This window comes from Pandoraea sp. B-6, from assembly GCF_000282835.1.
GTDB lineage: Bacteria > Pseudomonadota > Gammaproteobacteria > Burkholderiales > Burkholderiaceae > Pandoraea > Pandoraea cepalis.
Genome location: NZ_KB290507.1, coordinates 1 through 23,444, shown reverse-complemented (window position 1 = coordinate 23,444; position 23,444 = coordinate 1). Strand labels below are relative to the sequence as shown.

General features: G+C 64.1%; 19 protein-coding genes. 14 read left to right on the top strand and 5 right to left on the bottom strand.

The genetic code is table 11. From position 1 onward, the window contains the following. Positions 1-87: 87 nt before the first annotated feature. Both A985_RS0108470 and A985_RS0108465 read left to right on the top strand, forming a co-directional pair. The gene (locus tag A985_RS0108470; RefSeq protein WP_026131769.1) at positions 88-1,068 is read left to right on the top strand and encodes a chromate resistance protein ChrB domain-containing protein; all 981 of its coding nucleotides are present in this window, start codon (positions 88-90) and stop codon (positions 1,066-1,068) included. Continuing rightward, positions 1,065-2,249: a chromate transporter gene (locus tag A985_RS0108465; protein ID WP_017232974.1), complete on the top strand. Its 1,185-nt coding sequence runs from the start codon at positions 1,065-1,067 to the stop codon at positions 2,247-2,249. Before A985_RS0108470 ends, A985_RS0108465 begins: the two co-directional genes overlap by 4 nt. A gap of 48 nt (positions 2,250-2,297) precedes the next feature. Here A985_RS0108465 and katG read toward each other — a convergent pair whose 3' ends face one another. After that, on the bottom strand, positions 2,298-4,472 hold the full coding sequence (gene katG / locus A985_RS0108460) for a catalase/peroxidase HPI (RefSeq protein ID WP_017232973.1): 2,175 nt from the start codon (positions 4,470-4,472) through the stop codon (positions 2,298-2,300). A gap of 513 nt (positions 4,473-4,985) precedes the next feature. On the opposite strand from katG, the gene pdeR reads away from it, so the two are divergent. After that, positions 4,986-6,989, top strand: a complete 2,004-nt coding sequence (pdeR, locus tag A985_RS0108455) for a cyclic di-GMP phosphodiesterase (RefSeq protein ID WP_017232972.1) — start codon at positions 4,986-4,988, stop codon at positions 6,987-6,989. Positions 6,990-7,029: 40 nt separating this feature from the next. On the opposite strand, the gene A985_RS0108450 is transcribed toward pdeR, so the two are convergent. After that, a complete protein-coding gene (locus A985_RS0108450; protein ID WP_026131768.1) occupies positions 7,030-7,896 on the bottom strand; it encodes a crotonase/enoyl-CoA hydratase family protein in 867 nt (288 codons plus the stop codon). Positions 7,897-8,383: 487 nt separating this feature from the next. Between A985_RS0108450 and A985_RS0108445 the strand changes: the two genes are divergently transcribed. The 9 genes from A985_RS0108445 (at position 8,384) to A985_RS0108405 (ending at position 17,160) form a co-directional block, all read left to right on the top strand. Further along, complete coding sequence (locus A985_RS0108445; RefSeq protein WP_017232970.1) at positions 8,384-9,022, top strand: DUF2239 family protein; 639 nt, start codon at positions 8,384-8,386, stop codon at positions 9,020-9,022. A 393-nt stretch (positions 9,023-9,415) separates the two neighbouring features. Next, a complete protein-coding gene (locus A985_RS0108440) occupies positions 9,416-10,138 on the top strand; it encodes a GntR family transcriptional regulator (protein WP_017232969.1) in 723 nt (240 codons plus the stop codon). 34 nt (positions 10,139-10,172) lie between these two features. Beyond that, complete coding sequence (locus A985_RS24735) at positions 10,173-11,450, top strand: MFS transporter (RefSeq protein ID WP_017232968.1); 1,278 nt, start codon at positions 10,173-10,175, stop codon at positions 11,448-11,450. Positions 11,451-11,557: 107 nt separating this feature from the next. Continuing rightward, the gene (locus A985_RS24730; RefSeq protein WP_017232967.1) at positions 11,558-12,424 is read left to right on the top strand and encodes an amidohydrolase; all 867 of its coding nucleotides are present in this window, start codon (positions 11,558-11,560) and stop codon (positions 12,422-12,424) included. Between the two features lie 124 nt (positions 12,425-12,548). Then, on the top strand, positions 12,549-12,926 hold the full coding sequence (locus A985_RS29780) for a DUF2274 domain-containing protein (protein WP_157211400.1): 378 nt from the start codon (positions 12,549-12,551) through the stop codon (positions 12,924-12,926). 477 nt (positions 12,927-13,403) lie between these two features. Next, positions 13,404-13,607 (top strand): hypothetical protein, encoded by a 204-nt coding sequence (locus tag A985_RS0108420; protein ID WP_017232965.1) that lies wholly within the window; start codon positions 13,404-13,406, stop codon positions 13,605-13,607. An 86-nt stretch (positions 13,608-13,693) separates the two neighbouring features. Beyond that, a complete protein-coding gene (gene egtB / locus A985_RS0108415; protein ID WP_017232964.1) occupies positions 13,694-14,917 on the top strand; it encodes an ergothioneine biosynthesis protein EgtB in 1,224 nt (407 codons plus the stop codon). Beyond that, entirely contained in the window at positions 14,917-15,900 is a 984-nt protein-coding gene (gene egtD / locus A985_RS24725; RefSeq protein ID WP_017232963.1) for an L-histidine N(alpha)-methyltransferase, read from the top strand. Before egtB ends, egtD begins: the two co-directional genes overlap by 1 nt. Before the next feature lie 432 nt (positions 15,901-16,332). Further along, complete coding sequence (locus tag A985_RS0108405) at positions 16,333-17,160, top strand: DUF4088 family protein (RefSeq protein WP_017232962.1); 828 nt, start codon at positions 16,333-16,335, stop codon at positions 17,158-17,160. Between the two features lie 47 nt (positions 17,161-17,207). Here A985_RS0108405 and A985_RS0108400 read toward each other — a convergent pair whose 3' ends face one another. Continuing rightward, on the bottom strand, positions 17,208-18,101 hold the full coding sequence (locus A985_RS0108400) for a DMT family transporter (RefSeq protein WP_017232961.1): 894 nt from the start codon (positions 18,099-18,101) through the stop codon (positions 17,208-17,210). A gap of 102 nt (positions 18,102-18,203) precedes the next feature. Continuing rightward, positions 18,204-19,184 carry a hypothetical protein gene (locus A985_RS0108395; RefSeq protein ID WP_017232960.1) on the bottom strand — a complete coding sequence of 327 codons (981 nt, stop codon included), beginning with the start codon at positions 19,182-19,184 and terminating at the stop codon, positions 18,204-18,206. Between the two features lie 782 nt (positions 19,185-19,966). On the opposite strand from A985_RS0108395, the gene A985_RS0108385 reads away from it, so the two are divergent. After that, the gene (locus A985_RS0108385) at positions 19,967-20,443 is read left to right on the top strand and encodes a nitrate reductase associated protein (protein ID WP_017232958.1); all 477 of its coding nucleotides are present in this window, start codon (positions 19,967-19,969) and stop codon (positions 20,441-20,443) included. A gap of 14 nt (positions 20,444-20,457) precedes the next feature. Here the strand turns inward: A985_RS0108385 and garD are convergent, their stop codons facing one another. After that, positions 20,458-22,065, bottom strand: coding sequence for a galactarate dehydratase (garD, locus tag A985_RS0108380; protein WP_083902236.1), 1,608 nt, complete (start codon positions 22,063-22,065; stop codon positions 20,458-20,460). Between the two features lie 386 nt (positions 22,066-22,451). Here garD and kdgD point away from each other — a divergent pair, with 386 nt between their 5' ends. After that, positions 22,452-23,363, top strand: a complete 912-nt coding sequence (kdgD, locus tag A985_RS0108375; protein WP_017232956.1) for a 5-dehydro-4-deoxyglucarate dehydratase — start codon at positions 22,452-22,454, stop codon at positions 23,361-23,363. Positions 23,364-23,444 lie beyond the last annotated feature (81 nt).

The window sequence follows — 23,444 nt, the reverse complement described above, 5'->3', positions numbered from 1 at the left end:
CCCCCAGCCGGCTCGGCGGACAAAACCTGGCCGATCATACGAAAAGTAAACTTGTAGAGTATGTTACGTTGACGTAATGTTATCTACATGAAACGAATTTCCACCTGGTCGCTGCTAGTGCTGTCACTGCCGACGGAAAATGCCACCGCGCGCATGCGGTACTGGCGCGCATTGAAAGCCCGGGGCTGTGCCGTTCTGCGGGACGGCGTTTATCTGCTGCCCTACAACGCCGAGCGTGAAGGCATGCTGCGCGAGCTTGCCGAATCCATCAGCGACAGCGGCGGCACCGCGCATCTGCTGCGCACCCCAAGCCTCGACGCGGCGCAGGAGGCGTACTTCCGCGGGCTGTTCGACCGATCCGACGACTACGACAACGTCGTCCAATCGCTCGCCGAGGCACGCAAGGCGGTGTCTGCGCAGTCGCCTGCCGAGCTGGCCCGGTTGCAACGGCGGCTGCAAAAGGACTATGAGAGCGTTGCCGCAATCGATTACTTCCCCACCGAGGCTGCCGCACGCGCGGCAGCCGCGTGGGGGGACTTCGTTTCTCATGTCGAGACGGTCCTGTCGCCGGGTGAGCCGCACGCGGCCAACCAGCCCATCGCCCTCCTCAAGCGCGAGGACTATCAGCGGCGAATCTGGGCGACACGTCGTCGCCTGTGGGTAGACCGGGTAGCGAGCGCATGGCTGATTGGTCGGTTTATCGATCTCGAGGCTCGGTTCGTGTGGCTCGAGTCGCCCAAGGCGTGTCCCGCAGACGCGCTCGGCTTCGATTTCGATGGCGCCGCATTCACGCACGTCGACGACCGGGTGACTTTCGAGGTTTTGCTCGCGACGTTCGGTCTCGATCACGACGCGGCGCTGCTGCGCCTTGGGCAACTGGTTCATTCACTGGATGTCGGCGGCGAGTCCGTGCCAGAGGCCAGCGGCTTCGAAGCCGTGTTGGCCGGCACGCGCGAGGCTGCGCCCGACGATGATCAGTTGCTCGACGCGATGATGCCGGTTCTCGACGCGCTCTACGCGCACTTTGCCGCCAGCACGAAGCACAAGGAAAGCAGGAGCCGCCCATGAGCACGACAACCGCCTCCGCACCAGGCTACACGCTGGGTCAGATGGTGCTTTATATGCTGCGGCTTGGCACCTTCGGCTTCGGCGGTCCCGTGGCACTGGTCGGGTACATGCATCGCGATCTTGTCGAACGGCGCGGCTGGATTACCGACGCGGACTACCGCGAGGGCTTGGCACTGGCGCAGATGATGCCCGGCCCGCTCGCCGCGCAGCTCGGCATCTATCTTGGCTACGTCCACTATCGTGTGGTTGGCGCGACGCTCGCTGGCATCGCCTTCGTCCTGCCGTCGTTTGCGATGGTGGTTCTGCTCGGATGGGCTTACGCGCACTTTGGCGGTCTTGCCTGGATGCAGGCGGTTTTCTATGGCGTCGGCGCGGCCGTCGTGGGCATCATTGCAATGAGCGCGTACAAGCTCACCACAAAGACGGTGGGCAGACACCGGCTCTTACTCGCGATTTACCTGACGCTGGCTGCCGTCACGGTGGTCACCGAATCGGAGATCGCGTGGCTGTTCATTGCGGGAGGTGTCATCAACTGGCTGGTTAAGGCACCGCCCAAATGGCTGGGCAAAGGCGGCATCAACGCAGTTGCGTTGGCGCAGTTGCCGCCGGCAAGCGGCGTAATCAGCGGTCTCGATTGGCCTCTGCTTGGCCAACTCGGTCTGTTCTTCACAAAGGCCGGCGCCTTCGTGTTCGGCTCGGGACTCGCCATCGTGCCGTTTCTATATGGCGGGGTGGTCACCGAGCACCACTGGCTCAACGACAAGCAGTTCGTCGACGCCGTCGCGGTGGCGATGATCACACCGGGGCCCGTTGTCATTACTGTCGGCTTTATCGGTTATCTCGTGGCTGGATTGACGGGGGCGTGCGTTGCCGCGCTCGGCACGTTTCTCCCCTGCTATCTCTTTACTGTGCTGCCGGCGCCGTACTTCAAGAAGTACGGCAAGCTGCCCGCGATACGGGCCTTCGTCGACGGCATCACAGCAGCAGCCGTAGGCGCGATCACGGGATCGGTCCTTGTCATCGCACGCCGCTCGATCGTCGACTGGCCCACGCTGCTGATGGCGGTCGTGACCATCGCCTTGTTATGGCGCTTCAAACGTCTGCCGGAGCCGGTGGTTGTCTTGGCGGCGGCGATCATTGGCGTGCTGATTTATCCGCTCATCCGCTCGCACGGTGTCTGAACGCCCCCCGCAGCCGTGCCCGGGCTGCGGGGGACGCCCCATCGGGAATTACGCCAGGTCGAACCGATCGGCGTTCATGACCTTCGTCCAGGCGGCGACGAAGTCCTGCACAAACTTCTCTTTATTGTCGTCCTGTGCGTAGACCTCCGCATAGGCCCGCAGCACCGAGTTCGAGCCGAAGACCAGATCGACACGCGTGGCCGTCCATTTCACTTCGCCGGACTTGCGATCGCGGATTTCGTATAAATTGTTGCCCGCGGGCTTCCAGAGGTTCGCCATGTCGGTCAGATTGACAAAGAAATCATTCGTCAATGCGCCAACGCGGTTCGTAAGCACGCCATGCCGGGTGCCCGCGTGGTTGGTGCCCAGTACGCGCATGCCGCCCATCAAGGCCGTCATTTCGCACGCCGTCAGCCGCATCAACTGGGCGCGATCGAGCAGCAGTTCCTCCGGGCTCACCACATATGCCTGCTTCAGCCAATTGCGGAACCCATCCGCCACAGGCTCCAGGACGTCGAACGACGCCACATCGGTTTGCGCTTGCGTGGCATCGCCACGCCCCGGTGCAAAAGGCACGGTGACGTGAACACCCGCCGCCTTGGCCGCCTGCTCCACACCGACGTTACCGGCCAGCACGATCACATCGGCCACGCTGGCGCCCGTCTCGGCCGCGATCTTCTCCAGCACGGCCAACACGCTGGCCAGACGCACCGGCTCGTTGCCTTCCCAATCCTTCTGCGGTGCCAGACGAATGCGTGCGCCGTTGGCGCCGCCGCGCTTGTCGGAACCTCGGAAGGTGCGCGCGCTGTCCCACGCCGTCGCCACCAGATCGGCGATGCCGAGGCCGCTGGCGACGATTTTTGCCTTCACCGCAGCCACGTCGTAATCCTTGCGGCCCGCGGGAACCGGGTCTTGCCAGATCAAGTCCTCCTTCGGCACATCCGGGCCGAGGTAGCGGGACTTCGGGCCCATGTCGCGGTGCGTCAGCTTGAACCATGCGCGAGCGAAGACTTCCGAGAAATACGCCTGATCCTGATGGAACCGTTCCGAGATTTTCCGGTATGCCGGATCCATCTTCATGGCCATGTCGGCGTCGGTCATGATCGGCTTGCGGCGGATCGACGGATCTTCGACATCCACGGGCATGGCGTCTTCCTTGATGTCGACCGGCTCCCACTGCCACGCGCCGGCGGGCGACTTCTGCAACGCCCACTCATGGCCGAGAAGCATGTCGAAATAGCCGCCGTCCCACGTCGTCGGGTGCGTGGTCCAGGCCCCTTCGATGCCACTGGTGACCGTGTCGCGCCCCACACCACGGCTGACCGCGTTGATCCAGCCCAGCCCCTGCGCGTCGACATCCGCACCTTCCGGCGCCGGGCCGAGATTGGCCGCGTTGCCATTGCCATGCGTCTTGCCAACGGTGTGGCCCCCAGCGGTCAGGGCGACCGTTTCCTCGTCGTTCATCGCCATGCGCGCGAAGGTCTCGCGCACGTCACGCGCGGTCTTCAGCGGATCGGGCTTGCCATCGACGCCCTCCGGGTTCACATAGATCAACCCCATCATGACTGCCGCCAGCGGGTTTTCCAGATCACGTTCGCCGGAGTAGCGGCTGTTCGGGTTGTCGGTGGGCGCGAGCCACGCCTTTTCGGATCCCCAGTAGATATCCTTTTCCGGATGCCAGATATCTTCACGTCCGAAGCCGAAGCCGAAGGTCTTCAACCCCATCGATTCGTAAGCCAGCGTGCCGGCGAGAATGATCAGGTCCGCCCAGCTCAGCTTGTTGCCGTACTGCTTCTTGATCGGCCACAGCAGACGACGGGCTTTGTCGAGATTGGCATTGTCCGGCCAGGAGTTGAGCGGCGCGAATCGCTGATTGCCCGTGCCGCCGCCGCCTCGCCCGTCGGCGATGCGATAGGTGCCTGCAGAGTGCCAGGCCATGCGGATCATCAGGCCGCCGTAGTGCCCCCAGTCCGCCGGCCACCAGTCCTGACTGTCGGTCATCAGGGCCTTGAGGTCTTTTTTGAGCGCATCGACGTCGAGCGTCTTGACGGCGTCCCGATAGTGAAACGACGCCCCCATCGGGTTGGTCTTGCTGTCGTGCTGATGCAGGATGTCAAGGTTCAGCGCCTTGGGCCACCAATCCATGTGGGACATCTCCGCCGACGTGGCACTGCCATGCATCACCGGGCACTTGCCAGAAGCACTCGCGCTTTTGCTTTCCATTTCTCGCTCCATACGTTGCATGAAATCAGACGATCGGATCTGCATCCGGGCGCAGATACCAAAAAGTACCAGATTCGGCGAAGGTCAGCGCGGCAGCGGTTCCGGGGGCTGCGGGAAGGCGTCATGCACCACGTGGGGCCGTGACAATGGGTAAAGCAAAGCAGTACTCGCTGACGCGCGTTTGAAATACGACTTCCACCAGATTGGCGTTCGGGTTCGATAATGTCCGTTTATTGCCGACGATGAGGGGGGAAGCGCACCGACCGCACGCGAACGTCACTGGTTAGGTATGAACATTGAAACCCATAGTCATCTTTTGATAAGATGACCGACACGTAATCGTTCAATGCACCCCATGCGACCGCCCGGTCGGCGCAAGCCGGGACGCCAGCCGGCGAGAACAGATGCGCATCGCGCTTTGCCGCGAATGGCGCAACGTATGGCGAGGCGCGTCGATGGGCATCCGTCATGGAGCGCCGTCTAACTTATGCGGTTTAAAGGCGGGTCTCGTCCATGCATGACGAAAACGACAGTGAAGTCCTCGAAGTCCACCTCGGCACACAGAGCCCATACTGGCGCCTGGGCATCGACAGCAACGCACTCGAGCTTTCCGCGGTTCGCGGCTTGACGAACATCAGCATCGCGCTCGATGCCGCGCAGGCCGCCACGATTCGCAGCCTGACTGGCGTCACCTCGTCCTTCGAACTCGAGATCGCCCTGTTTGGCCATCCGCTTCGCCTGCACATGGTTGGCAAAAAGCTCGATGCGACCACCTGGGCCGGCACCGCCTCCGCCTACTCGGATACTCGCTCCGTCGCGCGCGACCTCGCGCACGGTCTTGCCTTTGCCGAGCAGGTCGTCTCCGAAGTCAATTCGCTCGTCGTGGTCCTCAACCGGCACGGCATCCTGCAGCGCTTCAATCGGCTCGCCGAAGAAGTACTGGGCAAACGCGAGGAAGACGTCATTGGCAGGAGCGCCTTCGATCTGTTCATGACCGAAGAGCAAGGCAAGAAGTCGAGCACGAACATCACGGGTTTCTTCGAAAACGACAAGCCATTCGCTGTCGAGCGCTTCATCAATACGGTCAACGGCCCGCGCCTGTATCAGTTTCGCAATAAGTTCGTGCAGAGCGGCAGCGGACTCGACGAGCGGTTCCTGATTTGCTCGGGCGTCGATATCACCGAGGAGCGCAACGCACAGCAGCGCCTGACCGAGCTTGCGAATACCGACGTGCTGACCGGGCTGCCGAACCGCCATGCCGTCACCGAGATGATCCGCGCCGCGCTAGCTGGCGGCCCGGATGACACCCCACGGCAGGTCGGCATCCTGTTTCTCGATCTCGACAACTTCAAGCACGTCAACGATCACTATGGACATGTGACCGGCGACCGTCTACTGACCCAAGTGTCCGCGATCGTCAGGAACTGCCTGCCCGAATGTGCAACGCTCGCGCGTCTCGGTGGCGACGAATTCCTGGTGCTGTTCGAGCACGCAACGCTCGCCATGCTCGAAGACACCGCGAAGACGATCATCGACCGGTTCGAGACGTCGGTTCGCCTGGACGTGATGGAGGTCTATACCAGTTGCTCGATCGGCATCACGCTGCATCCGCAACATGGCGACACCATGGAAACCCTCATCCGCAACGCCGATACGGCAATGTACGTTGCGAAGGAAGCCGGAAAGCGGACGTATCGGGTGTTCACTCAGGAAATGAACCAGAAGGTCGCGAAGGCCATGTGGCTCGATACCAATCTTCGCAAGGCGCTCGAGGAAAAGCAGTTCGTATTGCACTATCAGCCGCTCGTCGACATCGCGACGGGCGACATACAAAGTGTCGAGGCATTGATCCGCTGGCAATCGCCGGAGCGCGGACTGGTGGGGCCTGTCGAATTCATTCGCCATGCCGAGGAATTCGGCCTGATCGGATCACTCGGACGCTGGGTGATGGAAGCGGCAGCGAAACAGGCCGTTCAGTGGCAAGCGAAGGGCCTGAACATGCGCGTCTCGATCAATGTGTCCGCGCGTCAATTGAGCGACCTGAATGTCGCAAATCACTTCGGCGAGATCTGCGACAGCGTCGGTCTGAAGCCCGGCCTGCTCGACGTCGAGTTGACCGAGAGCTGCTTCATCGAGGACGAGGACCGGGTGCTCAGTCTGATGGAGCAGTTCCGAAAGCTCGGCGCACGGATTTATCTCGACGATTTCGGCACCGGCTATTCGTCACTTGCGCAGCTCGCGCGCCTGCCATTCGATGTGATCAAGCTCGACCGCAGTTTCGTGACCAGCGTCGACAGCGACACGAATGCCCAGGCGCTCGTGTCGTCAGTATTCACGTTGGCCAAGGCGCTGGGGTTTTCGGTGGTGGCGGAAGGGGTCGAGACCGACGCCCAGGCGGCATTCCTGCGGCAGGCCGGGATCGAACGTGCGCAAGGCTACCTCTACGCGAAGCCGATGCCAGCACACGATCTCGAGGCTTGGATCATCGAAAAAAGAAAGCTCAGGCTTATCGCCTGAGCCTTCTCGATTCGCTACATCACTTTACCGCCGTTGTGCCTCAAGATACCGTGCGGAGCTTGGAAACGCGGCGGTTCTGCATCATCACCAGTCGCTCCATATAGGCGAGATCCTTCGTCTCGATCGTAAACGTCGACCGAACCCAGTCCTCGGTAATGTCCATCAGCTCCGAGCGATCCAGGGGCAGCACGCGTTGACGCGCGCGGATCAGCGCGCGAATCCCATTCAGCTTAGGCCGGATCACGTCGATAAACGTGCGTGTCGCGAGGAACGCGTCGCCGGGCTCGAATAGCTGGTCGACAAGCCCCTTTTCCGTGAACCACTCGGCCACGTGCGACTCTCCGGTACTGATCAGTTCCTCCGCCACGCGCATGCCGGCTCGGCGTGCGACGAGCGAATATCCGCCCATGCCGGGGAACAGATTGAACGCGATCTCCGGAAAACCGAGCTTCACGCCTTTCTGCGCAAGCACGAAGTGATGCGCGAGCGCCGCCTCGAGTCCGCCGCCGAGCGCGCTGCCCTCGACCATCGCGATCGAGATCGCACCGGTGCCGTAGCCGTTGTACATCTCCCAGATGCAATCGATGCACGACCGCGCATACGCCATCAGCATGTCACGCTTGCCGGAGCGGATCGCATCGACAAAGAAGCTAAGATCTCCGCCAACGTTGAAAAGCTCGGGCACCAGCGATCCCGTGACCCAAAAATCGATGCGCAGCCCGGATTCCCGCGCCGTACGGGCAAGGTGCATGATCTCGGTGAGAAGCCCCTGATTGAAACACGGGCGGGGGGCGGCACGGAGCATCATCCACATGATGTTTCGGCCTTCCTCATAAAATGCGGCCATTTGCGACATGTCCCCGGCTTCGTAGAAAGGCCTGCATGACGGGTGGTTTTGGAGTTGCATGTTTTTTCCTGTGTAGCTGTGGTTTGCGGTTGAATGCCGTCGCGACAAGCCACTCGGAAACGTTGCCGAAGTGGCCGCACGGCACCGCTATTCTTGCGCGCGCACAACTATCAGAAATGCGGATTCTTTAAATTTTCGATATCTAAAAAAGTCAGCCCACGTTGCGCAGGCTCGGATGGACTACTGTCGGAATCGGGACACTCGCCGGGCGGTCGGATTGAGCGCTCCCCACGCGTTGACGTCCGCCCCGCGCGACCGGCTCAACACACGTCGACTCGGTCAGCGCCCCCAGCATGCTGCGGAAGCCAATGCTTTGTGCGCTGACGACCTGCCGCTTGGATAACCGCCGGCAGGAATCTCATGGTCGGCATCGCCTACGCGTACCGCTGCATTCGTTTGACGGTCAGCATCATATTTATACCCGGATAATATTGACGATTATTTTATCCGGGTATAAATTGCAATCCTCACAACCTGGCTGAATACCATGACGCCTTCGACGCTTCCCTCCCACATCGCCTTCGTGGGTCAACGATGCATCGCCTCAGGCTCGCTTGCTGCCGTCGCGCTTGCGGTAAAGCATGCCGTGGAAAAGGCTCCCCAGACGCCTGTGCTGATCTTCGACAACGCGACTGGGCGCTCGATCGACATCGACACGCGCGGCACTGACGACGACATCACCGCGCGCTTCGCGCTGGCGGCATCCGATGCGCCATACCCCAACGGCACCGACGACACCGACGACACCGACGGCGCCGACAGCACGGTGGCGCAGAGCGAAGCACGCGGCCGGGGGCGGCCGAAGCTCGGCGTCATCGCGCGTGAGGTCACGCTGTTGCCACGCCATTGGGATTGGCTCGCTAAGCAGCCCGGAGGGGCATCGGTTGCGCTCCGAAAGCTGGTTGAAGACGCGCGTCGCGCCAACGCCCAACGTGACAATCGCCGCGCCTCTCACGAGCGCGCCTACCACTTCATGTCGGCGTTGGCCGGCGATCTACCCGGCTTCGAGGAAGTGGCGCGAGCGTTGTTCGCGGACGATCGCGCGCGCTTTGGAGAACTGGTCGCTGGTTGGCCTGCCGATGTGCGCGATCATGCGTTCGCGCTCGGCTTTGGCGACGCACCGTGAGCGACGCTGGTCGCAAAGATGGCACGGATGAAATCCATGGATCCGAATGCCGGCGCCATCGCACCGGTTGCGCATGAACGCGACCTCATCACGTTGCGGATGACAGGAACGGTGAGGCGGGTTTCGTGCCGCGACGGCCGGCTACGGCGGGAGACGATGGGGGTACTGTGCTGTGGATCTCGACATGAGACGCCTACCAGCGATGGGGTCGTGCTCGATTAACCCCCGGACTCTAAAGCCGGATGCTACTGAATACGGGGGGACGTCGAAGCGGCGGCACGCAGAAAGCGCCACGATCCGCCCCCCTCTTTCGAGAATACGGGTCTTCCCGGGTTGTGCCGAATGGCATTTCAACCAATCATATATATGTTTAGTTGACTAACGGAATCAACCATGCAAGCCGACGACCGCCTGCCCCGATACCAGCGCCTGCGCGATGAGCTAACGGCGCAAATTGCCCAGCGCCGGTGGCGCCCTGGCGAAGCCATTCCGACAGAACAGGAACTTTCGCGTACCTACGGTGTTGCCATTGGAACGGTGCGTAAAGCCATCGATGTCCTCGTGACCGAGGGCATGCTCGAACGTTTTCAGGGCCGTGGAACCTTCGTGCGGCGGGCTAGTTTCGACGGATCGCTATTTCGCTTCTTTCGTTTCCAGAGTCGGCAGGGCGAACGGCGCATCCCGTCCAGTCGCATCCTGACGCGCGAAATCACGAAAGCGCCTTCGGCCGTGTCGACAACATTGCAGATCGAGCCGAACGCCGAGGTGATTCACATGTCGCGGCTGCGTCTCATCGACGACCAGCCGATCCTCGTGGAGGAGATCTGGTTGCCGTACGCGCCCTTTGAGGCGTTTGTCCAACTCAAGACCGAGGATATCGGCGACCTCCTTTATCCCGTCTACGAATCGCACTGCAACCAGGTCATCGCATCGGCGACCGAGACGCTTACGGTAGAGACCGTCGACCCGATGCAGGCGAGGCTGCTGCGCGTCGATGCGCACACGCCTGTCGTCGTGATTGAGCGCGTCGCGTACAGCTTCGACAGGCGGCCACTGGAATGGCGCCGGTCTCGCGGGCCGGCGAGCGAATTTACGTATCAGGTGGAGATCCGCTGAAGCGGACGCTGCCATTCCAACAAGGAGACCCCTCATGTTCAACTGGTTCAAAACGGTATCACCGCAAGAGAAACGCACGTTCTGGGCGTGCTTCGGCGGCTGGGCGCTCGACGCGCTGGACGTGCAAATGTTCAGCCTCGTCATTCCGGCGATCATTGCCGAATGGGCGATCGACAAGACACAAGCCGGATTCGTAAGCGGCGCCACGCTCGTGGCGTCAGCGCTCGGCGGCTGGCTTGCCGGCGCACTCGCCGACAGGATCGGGCGTGTGCGCACGCTGCAGATCACGATTCTGTTCTTCTCGTTTTTTACGTTCGCGAGCGCGTTTGCCCAATCGTTCCCGCAGTTCATCGTACTGAAGACGCTACAAGGTTTTGGCTTCGGCGGCGAATGGGCGGCCGGCGCGGTACTGATGGCCGAATCGATTCGTCCAGAGCATCGCGGCAAGGCAATGGGGACCGTGCAGAGCGCGTGGGCCGTAGGCTGGGCGGCCGCCGTGCTGCTTTATACGTTGCTCTTCTCCTTCGCACCCGCACACCTTGCGTGGCGCGCAATGTTTGCCCTCGGTGTGCTGCCGGCGCTGCTCGTCGTGTATGTGCGCCGCCACATCAAGGAGCCCGAGGTACCGCGCACTCGCCCCGTAGCGACTGGCGACAGCACACCGCTCGTCGGCATCTTTTCGCCGCAGTTGCTGCGCATGACACTGATCGGCGCACTGCTCGGCGTCGGTGCGCACGGTGGCTACTACGCACTCATGACGTGGCTACCGACCTATCTCAAAACGGAGCGTCACCTGTCCGTCCTGAGCACGGGTGGTTTTCTGGCCGTCATCATCGCGGCATTCTTCTGCGGCTGCATCGCGAGCTCGCACCTGCTCGACCGTATCGGGCGACGCGGCACAATCTTGTTGTTCTCGGTATGCTGCGTCGCCACGGTCGTCGTCTACCTGTTCGCGCCGCTCGGCAACACGGCGATGCTGTTTCTTGGCTTCCCGCTCGGCTTTTTTGCCGCAGGCATTCCTGCGAGCATGGGGGCCCTCTTCAACGAGTTATACCCGCGCGGCATGCGGGGCACGGGCGTCGGATTCTGTTACAACTTCGGACGCGTGGCGTCGGCCGCATTTCCGGTCATGGTAGGCCACCTTGCCGCCACAACCTCGCTTGGTTTCGCCATCGGAATCGATGCGGGAATCGCCTACTCGATCGTCGCGTTGGCCGTCCTGATGCTACCTGAGACGCGCGGGCGCGCGCTCGCCGAACATCTGCCCATGACGTCACTGAGCGATCAGCACGGAGAAGCGGCCCCCCGTTGAATGACGGCCGCCAACGTTGCCAATGCCACGCCAACGGGCACGTTGGCGATGGCGAGACGACCCCACCCCCGGCGCTTGCGCCGGGCCCTGAAAAGGAATTTCCTGCAATGCCTACCCCGACCGCCGCGACCGGCGGATACGATACGCCCCAACAGACGGTATTGGCAATTGACACGCATGCGCACGTTTTCACGCGAGATCTTCCGCTCGCAGGCGAACGGCGCTACGCGCCGAACTACGACGCACTGCTGAGCGCGTATCTCGCGCAGCTCGGCACACACGGGATCGCCCATGGCGTACTCGTGCAACCGAGCTTCCTTGGCACCGACAACCGCTATCTCCTTGCAGCGCTCGCCCAGGAACGCCACCGCTTGCGTGGCATCGCTGTGATCGCCCCGGTGCAGGCCGCGGCCGATTCAGCGCATCTCGATGCCCTTGCTCGTGGCGGCGTCGTCGGAATCCGGCTCAACCTGTTCGGCGCGCCGGATCCCAATTGGGCAACGCAAGCCTGGCAAACCTTGCTGCCGCGCATCGCCGCACTCGGATGGCAAGTCGAAGTGCATTGCGAAGCCTGCAGGCTTCGCCGCGTTGTGCCGACGCTCGTCGCTCACGGCATCAACGTCGTGGTCGATCATTTCGGGCGCCCGGATCCAGCGCTTGGTGTCGCGGATCCGGGGTTCCGCGATCTGCTCGGCTTTGCGACGTCCCGCCGCGTATGGGTCAAGCTGTCCGGCGCATACCGCAATGGCGCTGGCGAAGCCGGCGTCGCCGTAGCGCGCGCCGCGACGCCGCTGCTCAGGACGGCGTTTGGCTTGGAGCGGCTCGTTTGGGGAAGCGACTGGCCGCACACGCAGTTCGAACATGACCGCCGTTTCGAGAACGCCTACGCGCTCATCCACGAGCTCCTTCCTGACGATGACGATCGACGAGTCGTATTGGTCGAGACGCCGGCACGGCTCTTTAAGTTCGACTAATCACGCACAATGCGTTGGTGCGGCGCGCGCAGGATCTGAGGGATCGCGGTATTCGCGTCAATGTCGTTGACCTGTTCGTCGACGGCGGCATGGCGCCGGTCTGAGCGCATACAACGCCAGGCGGATGCCGTCTGGCTTCGCCGGACAGCGCCGGCTGACGGCGCGGCCCCATCTGTGCCCGGCTGACCTCCAGGCCGACCTCGACCGCTATGTCGCGTTGCGTGCGCAGACCTATGGCGAGACCGTCGACGCGGCGACGCCGATTCCGCACAGACTGCAAGCCTTCATGGCCGGGAATGAAGGATGCAAGTGGTCAAGCTCGCCGAGTCGCCGTCCGCGGAACGAAAAAGCCGCTCCTGCGCAAACAGGGGCGGCTCTGGATGGTGCCCGAGGCCGGAATCGAACCGGCACGACCGTTAGGTCGAGGGATTTTCTTACCACTTCGACTTTCGCCGCCAGCGCGTTTGCACTGTTCGTGGTCTGGAGCACGCCTTCACCATAGCCTTGCGGCCGTAGGTGCCCGCCGTCTGCTCTCTACACCTTCCCAATCTTGAAGTTTGGGCTTGGCTCGGCGTTGACTCGGATGCCGAAGCATCCAGGGATTTCGCCGACTTTGACGGGCGTCACTTCGGGCGTTTCCCCCCGAAGGCTCAAATTGTCTAAGTCCCTTGTGTCTACCAATTTCACCACTCGGGCGTGAGTGATCTGTCCTTCTGCTTTTCACTGGCGCCTGGATGGCGCCCAGCTACCAAGACAAGCCATGACGCTACATCTCGGATGCTCGCAAATCCCTGTCATCATTGGCCTTCCGGCGCCGCATCCGCGGCGGGAAAGGCTCGGCACAACAGATTCCGAGTCCGCGGTGTTCACCAAACGCATCACCCCGGCAAGGGCACGCATTCTAACATCCCCACCGAGATACGTCAGTTGGGTATCATAGGGCTACGCACGCGCTGCGCGCGCCATCGGAGATCGCCCCATGCTGGAGAATCTCGACCGCATCGCCCTGTCGTTGGACGCCATCGAAGCCGCCGCCCGCGACCTCGCCCTGCAATCCCCCCAGAACGCGCAAGCGCTCTACACCGCGCTCATGGAAATTCGCAACGCCATCGCACTCGTCGCGCAGGAAGTCGTGCGTCTCGAACACGAACTCCACGGCCCCACCGGCAACGGGCAGTCGTGACCTCGCCGACGCGATGCCCGGTGACACACGAGGGGCAAGCAACGGGTCTACAATAGGCAGCACGTTTCACAACACGGCGTGTCCCCATGGCCCTCCCCTGTTGTACGTCGCAAGCCGTGGCGCGCTACGATGCCGTGCGCGCCGCCTCGGTCGCCTTTGCGCAAGACCTCTCCGACGCCGACGCCACCGTGCAGTCGATGCCCGACGCCAGCCCCATCAAGTGGCATCTCGCGCACACCACATGGTTCTTCGAAACCTTCTTGCTGAGCGAGTCCGGCGCCCTGTCGGGCCGCCACTACCGCCCCTACGATCCGCGCTTCGCCTATCTCTTCAATTCATATTACGAGGCCGCCGGTCCGCGCCATCCGCGCCCGCAACGCGGCTTGCTCTCTCGCCCCACGCTCGATGACGTGCTGCGCTATCGGCGCCATGTCGACGCCGCCATGCACGAGCGCCTGCTGCATGCCGATCTCCCGCCCGACGTTCACGCACTCGTCACCCTCGGCCTGCATCACGAGGAACAGCACCAGGAGCTGATGCACACCGACTTGCTGCATCTGTTCGCGCAAAATCCGTTGCGTCCCGCGCATCGCCAACCGGCCTGCGCCGGCGACATCGCCGGGCCGCTGCAATGGATTGCCCACAGCGGTGGCCAGCATCGCGTCGGGCACGAGAGCGAATCGAGCGGACCCTTTGCATTCGACTGCGAAACCCCTGCCCACGACATCTTGCTCCGCCCCTTCGCGATCGCCTCGCGCGTGGTGACGAACGGGGAGTGGCGCGCGTTTATCGACGACGGCGGCTATCGCACGGCGGGACTCTGGTTGTCCGACGGTTGGGCGACGGTGCAACGCGAAGGGTGGGGACATCCGCTGTACTGGGAGTTGCACAACGGCGAATGGCAGTCGATGACGCTCGCCGGCATGCAACCGATCGACGACGACGCGCCCGTGCGGCACGTAAGCTATTTCGAAGCCGACGCCTTCGCGCGATGGGCCGGCAAGCGTCTGCCGACCGAACACGAGTGGGAGGTCGCGGCAACCGTGTCGCCCGCTTCGCAACCCGCCATGGCGCAACGCTTCGGCCCGGTATGGCAATGGACGGCCAGCCCTTACGTCGCCTATCCGGGATTCCGACCGGCGGCGGGGGCCGTCGGCGAATACAACGGCAAATTCATGTGCGGACAATTCGTGCTGCGCGGCGGCTCGCTCGCCACGCCGCCGGGACATGCACGCACCACGTATCGCAACTTCTTTTACCCGCATCAGCGCTGGCAGTTCTGCGGCCTGAGGCTCGCGGAGGATCGCTGATGTCGCAAGCCCCCCAAGCCACGCCGTTCGTTTGTCCGTCGCTGCCGGAAAATGCGTTCGCGGCGGACGTGCTCGCCGGTCTCGGCCACACGCCCAAGTCGCTGCCCAGCATCTGGCTTTACGACCGGCTCGGCAGCGAACTATTCGAATCGATTACCGGCCTCGACGAGTATTACCAGACACGCACCGAAACGGTGCTGCTCGGCGAATGCGCCGCCGCGATTGCCGACGTCATTGGCCCGAACGCCGTCGTCGTCGAATTCGGCAGCGGCTCGAGTCGCAAGACGCCGTTGCTGCTCGACGCGCTGGTCACGCCGCGCGCCTATGTGCCCGTCGACATCGCCGACGACTTCCTCGACGACGCCGTCGCCACGCTGGCCCGCCGCTGCCCGGGCATCCCCATGTTGCCGGTGCGCGCCGACTTCACCCGGCCGTTTCGCCTGCCGCCGCAGTTGCAGACCACCCAAGGGCCGCGCCTGGGCTTCTTTCCCGGCTCGACGATCGGTAATTTCGCGCCCGGACAGGCCGCCGCCTTTCTTGCCCACGTCGGCAAGATGCTCGGCCCGCGCCGCCGGATGGTCGTCGGCGTGGATGCCTGCAAGGACGCCGCCGTGCTGCTGCCCGCCTACGACGACGCGCGCGGCGTCACCGCGCAGTTCAATCTGAACGTGCTCACGCGCATCAATCGCGAACTCGACGGCGACCTGCCGCTCGACGCCTTCCGTCACGAAGCCCGCTTCAACGCGGCCGCCAGTCGGATCGAAATGCATCTCGTCGCCCAGCGCCCTTTCCGCGCGAGCGTGCTGGGCCATCGCTTCGACTTCATGACAGGCGAGTCCATTCACACCGAGAACTCGTACAAGTACGGTCAGACGGAGTTCCGCGCCCTGGCAAGCTCCGCGGGGTGGGATGTCGAGCGCGTCTGGCTCGATGCCCGCGCGCGCTTCGCCGTCTATCTGCTGCGCCCCGCGGCGGGAAGCTGACCCGCGCACGACGCCGCGCAAAAAATCCGGCCCTTATCGCTAAAGTTTTGACGTCACCATGCCGTTGATGCATGCAGACGCCTGCTGTCCGCCATGCGAAATGTGAATTTCCTGGGGAGACGGTGGAGACGCGGGGATCGCTAGCCAGGATTAGGCTAGCATTGCCGCCATGAACGCCATGGGATCCGACACGCCGGGACGTCCGCCTGTGTCCCCTCAAGGGCCATCTTCACAGCGCGCGGCCATGACCGCGGCGCACCGTTGACACGTATCGCTGCACATGACTTCACGCGCAATGGGGATGCACGTGGCACGAGCTTCGGCAGTAACACCTGCGGCTCGCGGCACTGGCACAGACACTCGACTGGCTAACGCGCACTCGCTCGCGCGTCGGCTTTGCGTCGTCGCGACGGCGCCTTGGGGTCGGTCACGATGAGCCGCATTTCGCTAACCCTCTCCGACATCGCGCTGGCGGATCTGAAGAAAGACTTCGACGCGTTCGTGCGCATTTCCGCCGCCGTGGACCGTCACTTCACGCCACCGCCCTTCGACGACTTCCTGCGCGCCCGCCTGCTCGACAGCACCGTTCCGCTCACCGAAGCCGCCGTCGCACAATTGCTCGCCGGGGGGCATTACGCGTGGGCCAAGCGCACGTTCGACAAGCAGTTCCCGGACGTCGTCTCGATCATCCTGAACCAGGCGCGTCAACACGGCTTCTATTTCGTCTCTCGCCCCGAATGGACGCGCGAGGACATGTCGCGTCAGGCGAGCCGCTGGGCCGAAGGTATCGTGCGCGAAGCGAAGGGCGAGGAACGCATCGTGGAATCGCTCGCGGGACAGATCGTCAGCTCTGCCCAAGACCTCCGCGCCTTGGAAGCGTCGTTGCAGACGCCCGCGTGGCGCGCCGCCTCCGTGCTGCGCGAGCGCGTGTTCGACGCCAAGCGCAGCGTGGAAACGGCCCGCTCACTGCAAGCGCGCGAGCGACTCGGCGAACTGCGTGCACTCCTCGATCTGGCGGTGATCTACGGGTCGGTTGGTGCTCAGGAGGCCGAACAGATTCTCGACTACCTGCGAGTCCTGCGCCCCGAGTTGTTCAACGACGATCCAGGCGTCTTCGAACGGCTTGCGGCCTGGCTGCGGCGTTTGCTGACGCCGGACCTGCCTCGCCCGGCCGTTGCGCCGCAAGCACCGCCGTCCGGCATGACGACCGACGCATCGCGTCAGCATTCCGACCCCCTGCAACCGCCCCTCACGCGCTGAGCGCGAGGCGGCACCTGAGCGGCCCCCGTGTTGCCGCCCGTCTCCGCTCACCGGTTGAAGATCAACGCGACGCCCGCGCTCGCGATCAACGCCCCCCACCAGGCGCCTGCCGCCGGACGCTGCCGGGTGCGAATCCACATCAGCGGCAACACCACGACGGGCGTGGTCGCCGAGAGCGTCGCAATGACGCCGGTGTTGCCGTGGCCCATGCCGTAGAGCAGCAGCGTCATGCCGACGGCCACGCCGACGAAGCCCGACGCCGCCGTGAGCGCGAGCGTGCCCGGCGTGAAGGCCGAGAAGAGGTCACGCCCGCGCCGCGCGGCGAGTATCGTCAGCCCGAGCGCCGACACCCCCACACGCACCGCCGACGCGCTCACCGGATCGACGCCGGCGGCCATGACCGGTTTGGCGATGAGCGTTCCCACGGAGTGACACAGCGCCGCCACCAGCCCGATGGCGACGCCCACGCGCACATCGCCACGCACGGACTCCCAGTGATGAGCATCCTCGCGCCGGCCACCGAACGCGACGGCGAGCGCCACGCCCGTCGTGACCAGCGCCACCCCGATCACCGCACGCCAGCCCAGTGCCTCGCCGAGCCAAACATAGCCGAGCACGGCGGTCATCGGGGCGTTCGTCGCGAAGACGATGGAGTTGCGGCGGGGCCCGAGACGGCCGAGCGACGTATAGAGAATCGTGTCGCCCACGAGAATGCCGATCAGCCCCGACGCCGTGAGTCGCAGCCACTGTTCCAGCGTAAGCGACGGCCAGCCACGCTGCACCGCCACCGCGATGAGCAGCATCGCGAAGACGAGCAGCATGCGGGCGTAATTGAACGGGAAGGAACCGGCCCGGCGCACGGGCGTAATGGCGATCATGCCGCTGAAGGCCCAGCAAAGGGCAGCACCGAGCGCGGCAAGGTAGGCGAGTTGGGTTGTCATGGTCAGGGGGCAGACGGCTCGCAGGCCCCCCCGCCCCCCGCCGTTCGGACGCCATTATACGAGTCGCATGCCCCATTCGGGGGCATGACCCGCGCGCCGACCTCAGATATCGTCGTCCAGACGATGCAACGTGTCGAACATGACCCGATAGGCCGCCGCCACACCGTGCGCCCCGCGCAGCATGCGCAAGCGCGACGCCGCATCGGGCTCGCCCGCCTCCTCCACCCACTGCGCGAGCAACGGGGTCCCGCCGCAGACACTCGCGTCTTGCCGCGCGTGCGCTCCGACGGCCGCGAACCCTTCGGCAGCCGACGGATACCGCTGCGCGAGCGCGTCGAACTGCGCCTCGATCTCGCTGGCCGCACGCACCGCTGCCGGCGCCTGACTGAGCGCGCAACACCCCACGTAGGCGGGCATGTCGCCCGCCGCGCCAATGATGAAGTCGATGAGCGCGTGCGTCGCATCGAACGCACCGCTGTCGAGGAAGGTGCGGGCCGCCGGGCCACAGCGAAGGAGGCCGGCGGCAAGCATCGTCGCCTGTCCGCGCTGCTCGCGATACTGGCGCAACAGCATCGGTCGCAGCGCCGCGTCGGTGCAGCGCTCGACCGCCATGCGATTGTGCACATCCGCCCCCGCCGCGCGATGGTAGTGCTGCGCGAGAAACGCCAGCACCTGGACGTCGCTCGATTCGCCTGCCAGGAAGCGGGTCCAGAATGGCGCGGCGAAAATGCCGCGCACCCAATCGTCGCAAATGCGCCCGAACGCCGGCACGATACTGCCCTGCGTGGCGGGCAACACCTGCACCAGCGCTTCGTCGACCAGCATCGCGAGCCAGGTGCCCGGCAACGGCGCCTCGGCGAGCAGCACACCGTGCCGCATACGATCCAGCCACATCGCGGTTTCGGCAAGCGCGCCGTGCAACGTGCACGACACCTCGTGCGACGACACGACGACGGCCTGCGCCTCGACCGTCCATCGCGCATGCGGCGACGCGATGACCCATACCGCCGTGTCGTACGCCGCCAACGCGACCGGCGCAGCGGGCAGAGGCGTGGCGACCGGTGACGCGATCGGGGCACTCATCGGACGATCGCCCCCAGCAGCGCCACCCCCGCGGGATCGATACGCCTGACGACCTCCACGCGGAGCGTCGCGCCCCCATCGCCCAGCGACAGGCCCGGCACGTTCTGCACGGCGCCCAAACGACGGCGGGGCGGGGTTCGCCCTTTGCCACGCGGCGTGTCCGGCGCGCCGCGCGCCAGCCGACGTGACGCCGGCTCAGGCATGCAGGCGGTCCCGTCGGGCGAAGACATCGCGCGACCTTGCGCCCCGACGGGCGACTCCAGGACGACGGGAAGAAAAGGAAACGGTGACGGCGGCGCATTGGACGGCATGTCGGCTCCTTTCGAAAATCGGATGGCGCGGACGCCCGCGCCTCGTGCAAGACTGCCGCGCAAGCCGCGCATGCCATGCCGGGCATGAACGCAGGCGCCTGCGGGCCAAACATCTACCATAGGAATCCCTTAGGGATACGAAAAAGAACGGAGGCTCTAGAAGTGCGCAAACCACGTCGCTCCATAGCCCTCCGGCCTCCCCGCGGGGGCGGCGTGAACGACCGTCCGCGCCCCGAGGGATGACGACGATTCGACGTCGGTCGCCATCGTGAACGGCAAATGCGGACAACGTCGCTCAAACACGCAAATTCAAGACTTTTCCCAAGAACCTAGGGGATTGATGTCGGAATACGACGTTCCGCCGGCACGCCTTCCTCGTAGCGACGCGGGCGACACAGCGCAGCGCACGAGAGTGCGCCCTCTTGAAGTACCATGATTGTTTTCGATGCTGCGCCCCGGGGAGTGACTCTCATGCATCTTTATCAGCGTCTGCCGATCTTCGTTTTCGAGATCGAAGCCTGCGAGAACCTGACATTCATCACGATGGCGATTCGCTTCAATCTGGATCGCAACGGTCAACATCTATCGTTGGCCGACTGGCAACGCTTGCCCGAAGCGGCGCGCGAGGCGCTGGCCTCATGCAGGCCCGGCGACGAGGACTTTGCCGCGCGGCTCGACGAGATGGCGAGCCAGTATCTCGGGCAAGCGGTGGCGCGCAGCGTCGACCCTGCGCCGACCGCCTGGCAGGATACGAACGCGTTGCCGCCGGGACTGCTCAAGCAGTGCGAACTGGCCGATCTGCTGCCGCCCGCGGTGGGCGACTGGGCCACGCTCACGCCGTTCCGTCGCTATGTGCTCGCGAAGCTCTCGCGGCGCGACACGCTCAATCATTGCTTTGTCCCGGCCATGCTCGAGTTCGGGCTGGCGCAAACGCCAGCCGATCTCTGAAGTGCGCCTCCGGGTCAGGTCACGGGCGCCGGGTTGAAGAGGACGAGCGCGTTGTGCAGGCCCCAGCGTTCCGCCCAGGTCTTCTCGCCGCTCGCCACGGCGAGCATCAGGTGAAAGAGCTGCCAGCCGACGTCTTCGATGGTGGCTTCGCCCGTGGCGATGCGCCCGGCGTCGACATCCATCAGGTCATGCCAGCGACGGGCCAGATCGGAGCGCGTCGCCACCTTGACGACGGGCACCTCGGCCAGCCCGTAAGGCGTGCCGCGTCCGGTCGTGAAGACGTGCATGTTGATCCCCGCCGCGAGTTGCAGCGTGCCGCAGATGAAATCGCTCGCTGGCGTGGCGGCGTAAATCAGCCCGCGCTGGCGCGAGCGATCAAGCTTCGCCCCCGGCGCGATCACGCCGTGAATCGCCCCCGTGCCGGACTTCACGATCGACCCCATCGCCTTTTCCACGATGTTCGACAACCCGCCGCGCTTGTTGCCCGGCGTGGTGTTGGCGCTGCGGTCGACGCGGCCGCGCTCGAGATAGGCGTCGTACCAGGCCATCTCGCGAATCATCGCGTCGGCCACTTCCGGGGTCGCCGCGCGTGAGGTGAGTTGATCGATCCCGTCGCGCACCTCGGTGACTTCGGAAAACATGACCGTCGCGCCCGCGCGCACGAGCAAATCCGTGGCGAAGCCCACCGCCGGGTTCGCCGTCACCCCGGAGAACGCGTCACTGCCGCCGCACTGCACGCCCACCACCAGCTCCGACGCCGGCACCGTCTCGCGCTGGCGCGCATTGAGCCGCTCCAGATGCGTGCGCGCCGTTGCCAGGATCGAATCGATCATCGACAGGAAGCCAACGTGCGCGTCGTCTTGCAGACAGACGGTATCGGGCTTGCCATCCGCATTGGCGCTGCCGATCGGAATACTGCCCGCCGGCAAGAGGCGCTCGGGCTGAAGCTTCTCGCAACCGAGACTCACGACCATCACTTCGCCGCCGAAATTCGGGTTCGTGGAGATGTTGCGCAGCGTGCGGATCGGCACGTCGGCGTCCGGCGCATCGATGGCCACGCCGCAGCCGTAGGTGTGTTCCAGCCCGACAACGTCGTCGACGTTCGGATACTGAGGCAGCAACGTCTCCTTGATCCGCTTGACGGCAAATTCGACCACGCCGGCCACGCACTGCACCGTGGTCGTGATCGCCAGAATGTTGCGGGTACCGACCGAGCCGTCGGCGTTGCGATAGCCCTGAAACGTGAAGCCCTCGAGCGGCGGCAGTGACGCGGGCACCCGTGTGCTGATCGGCAGGCGATCCAGCGAAGGCGCCTCGGGCATGACCAGATTGCGCTCGTTGACCCAGCTGCCTGCGGGCAGCGCGCGCGCCGCATAGCCGATCACCACACCGTAGCGAATCACCGGCGCGCCTTCGGCCAGATCGGTCAGCGCGACCTTATGCCCCTGGGGCACGGCGTCCACGAGCGTTAGCCCGTCGGCAAACCGGCGACCGGCAGGCAAACCGCCGTCGTTCACGACGATGGCGACATTGTCGTCCGGCTGCATCCGAATATAGCGCGGCACATCCTTCGTCCCAGACCCGGCTTCGCCCGCGGCGTCCGTGCGCCCCGCGTCCATCATTGATGCCATGTTGCTCACTCCTTCCTGTTTTCCGATGAGATGCGGCGCCTGCACGGGTTCACACATGCGATACACCATCGACGCTGAAGACTCTCTCGGCCAGCGCGCATAACGGCGTCGAATTTCGACGTTGTCGCGCATGCCGCCACTCATGTGTCATCATACATCTAGATTCGCGCTGTGCGTACCCCTCAAGTCTGCCGGATAAATCGGGGAAATCCCCCTTCCATGCTTTGTACGGGTTAATCCCACTGCCATTCTTTCCAACAGCCTCTTGTTCGATTTCGCCACATGTTATACGATGACATATAACTCAGCGCCGAGCGCTGGTTGAGCTTCTTTCTTCCTTATCGAAACCGGCCCCGTGGCCGACAGGAACTCTTGACATGACCGCACCTCAAGAACTCAAGCAGATCGTCTCCGACGGCTTGTTGTCTTTCCCCGTCACCGACTTCGACGCGAACGGCGACTTCAATGCGCGTGGTTACGCGGCCCGACTTGAGTGGCTGGCGCCGTTCGGTGCGACGGCGCTCTTCGCGGCGGGCGGCACGGGCGAATTCTTCTCGCTTACCCCGCGCGATTACAGCGCCGTGATCAAGACGGCCGTCGACACCTGCGCAGGCAAGGTGCCGATTCTGGCAGGCGCCGGCGGCCCGACGCGTCTGGCTATCGAATACGCTCAGGAAGCCGAGCGTCTTGGCGCCAAGGGCGTGCTGCTCATGCCCCACTACCTGACCGAAGCGAGCCTGGACGGGATCGCCGCTCACGTCGAACAGGTCTGCCGTTCGGTCAACATCGGCGTGATCGTCTACAACCGCGCCAATTCGAAGCTCGGCGCCGACCAACTCGAGCGTCTCGCCGAGACGTGCCCGAACCTGATCGGCTTCAAGGACGGTGTGGGCGACATCGAGCGCATGGTGCAGATCCGTCGCCGCATGGGCGACCGCTTCTCCTATCTGGGTGGGCTGCCGACGGCCGAAGTCTATGCCGCCGCCTACCGCGCGCTGGGCGTGCCGGTGTACTCGTCGGCGGTCTTCAACTTCATTCCGAAGACGGCCATGGCGTTCTATCACGCCGTGTGCGAGAACGACGAGGCCACGATCGGCCGCCTGCTCGACACGTTCTTCCTGCCGTACCTGGAAATCCGCAACCGCCGCGCGGGCTACGCCGTGAGTATCGTCAAGGCGGGCGCGAAGCTCGTCGGTCGCGATGCCGGCCCGGTGCGCGCGCCGCTGACCGACCTGCTGCCGAACGAACTCGAGATGCTCGACGCGCTGATCAAGAAGGTTGAAGGCTAAGGAGCCCACGCATGCAAATTACCGGTGAGATGTTGATCGGCCACGCCGACGTGCGGGGCAGCGCGGGAACGCTCGAAGCGT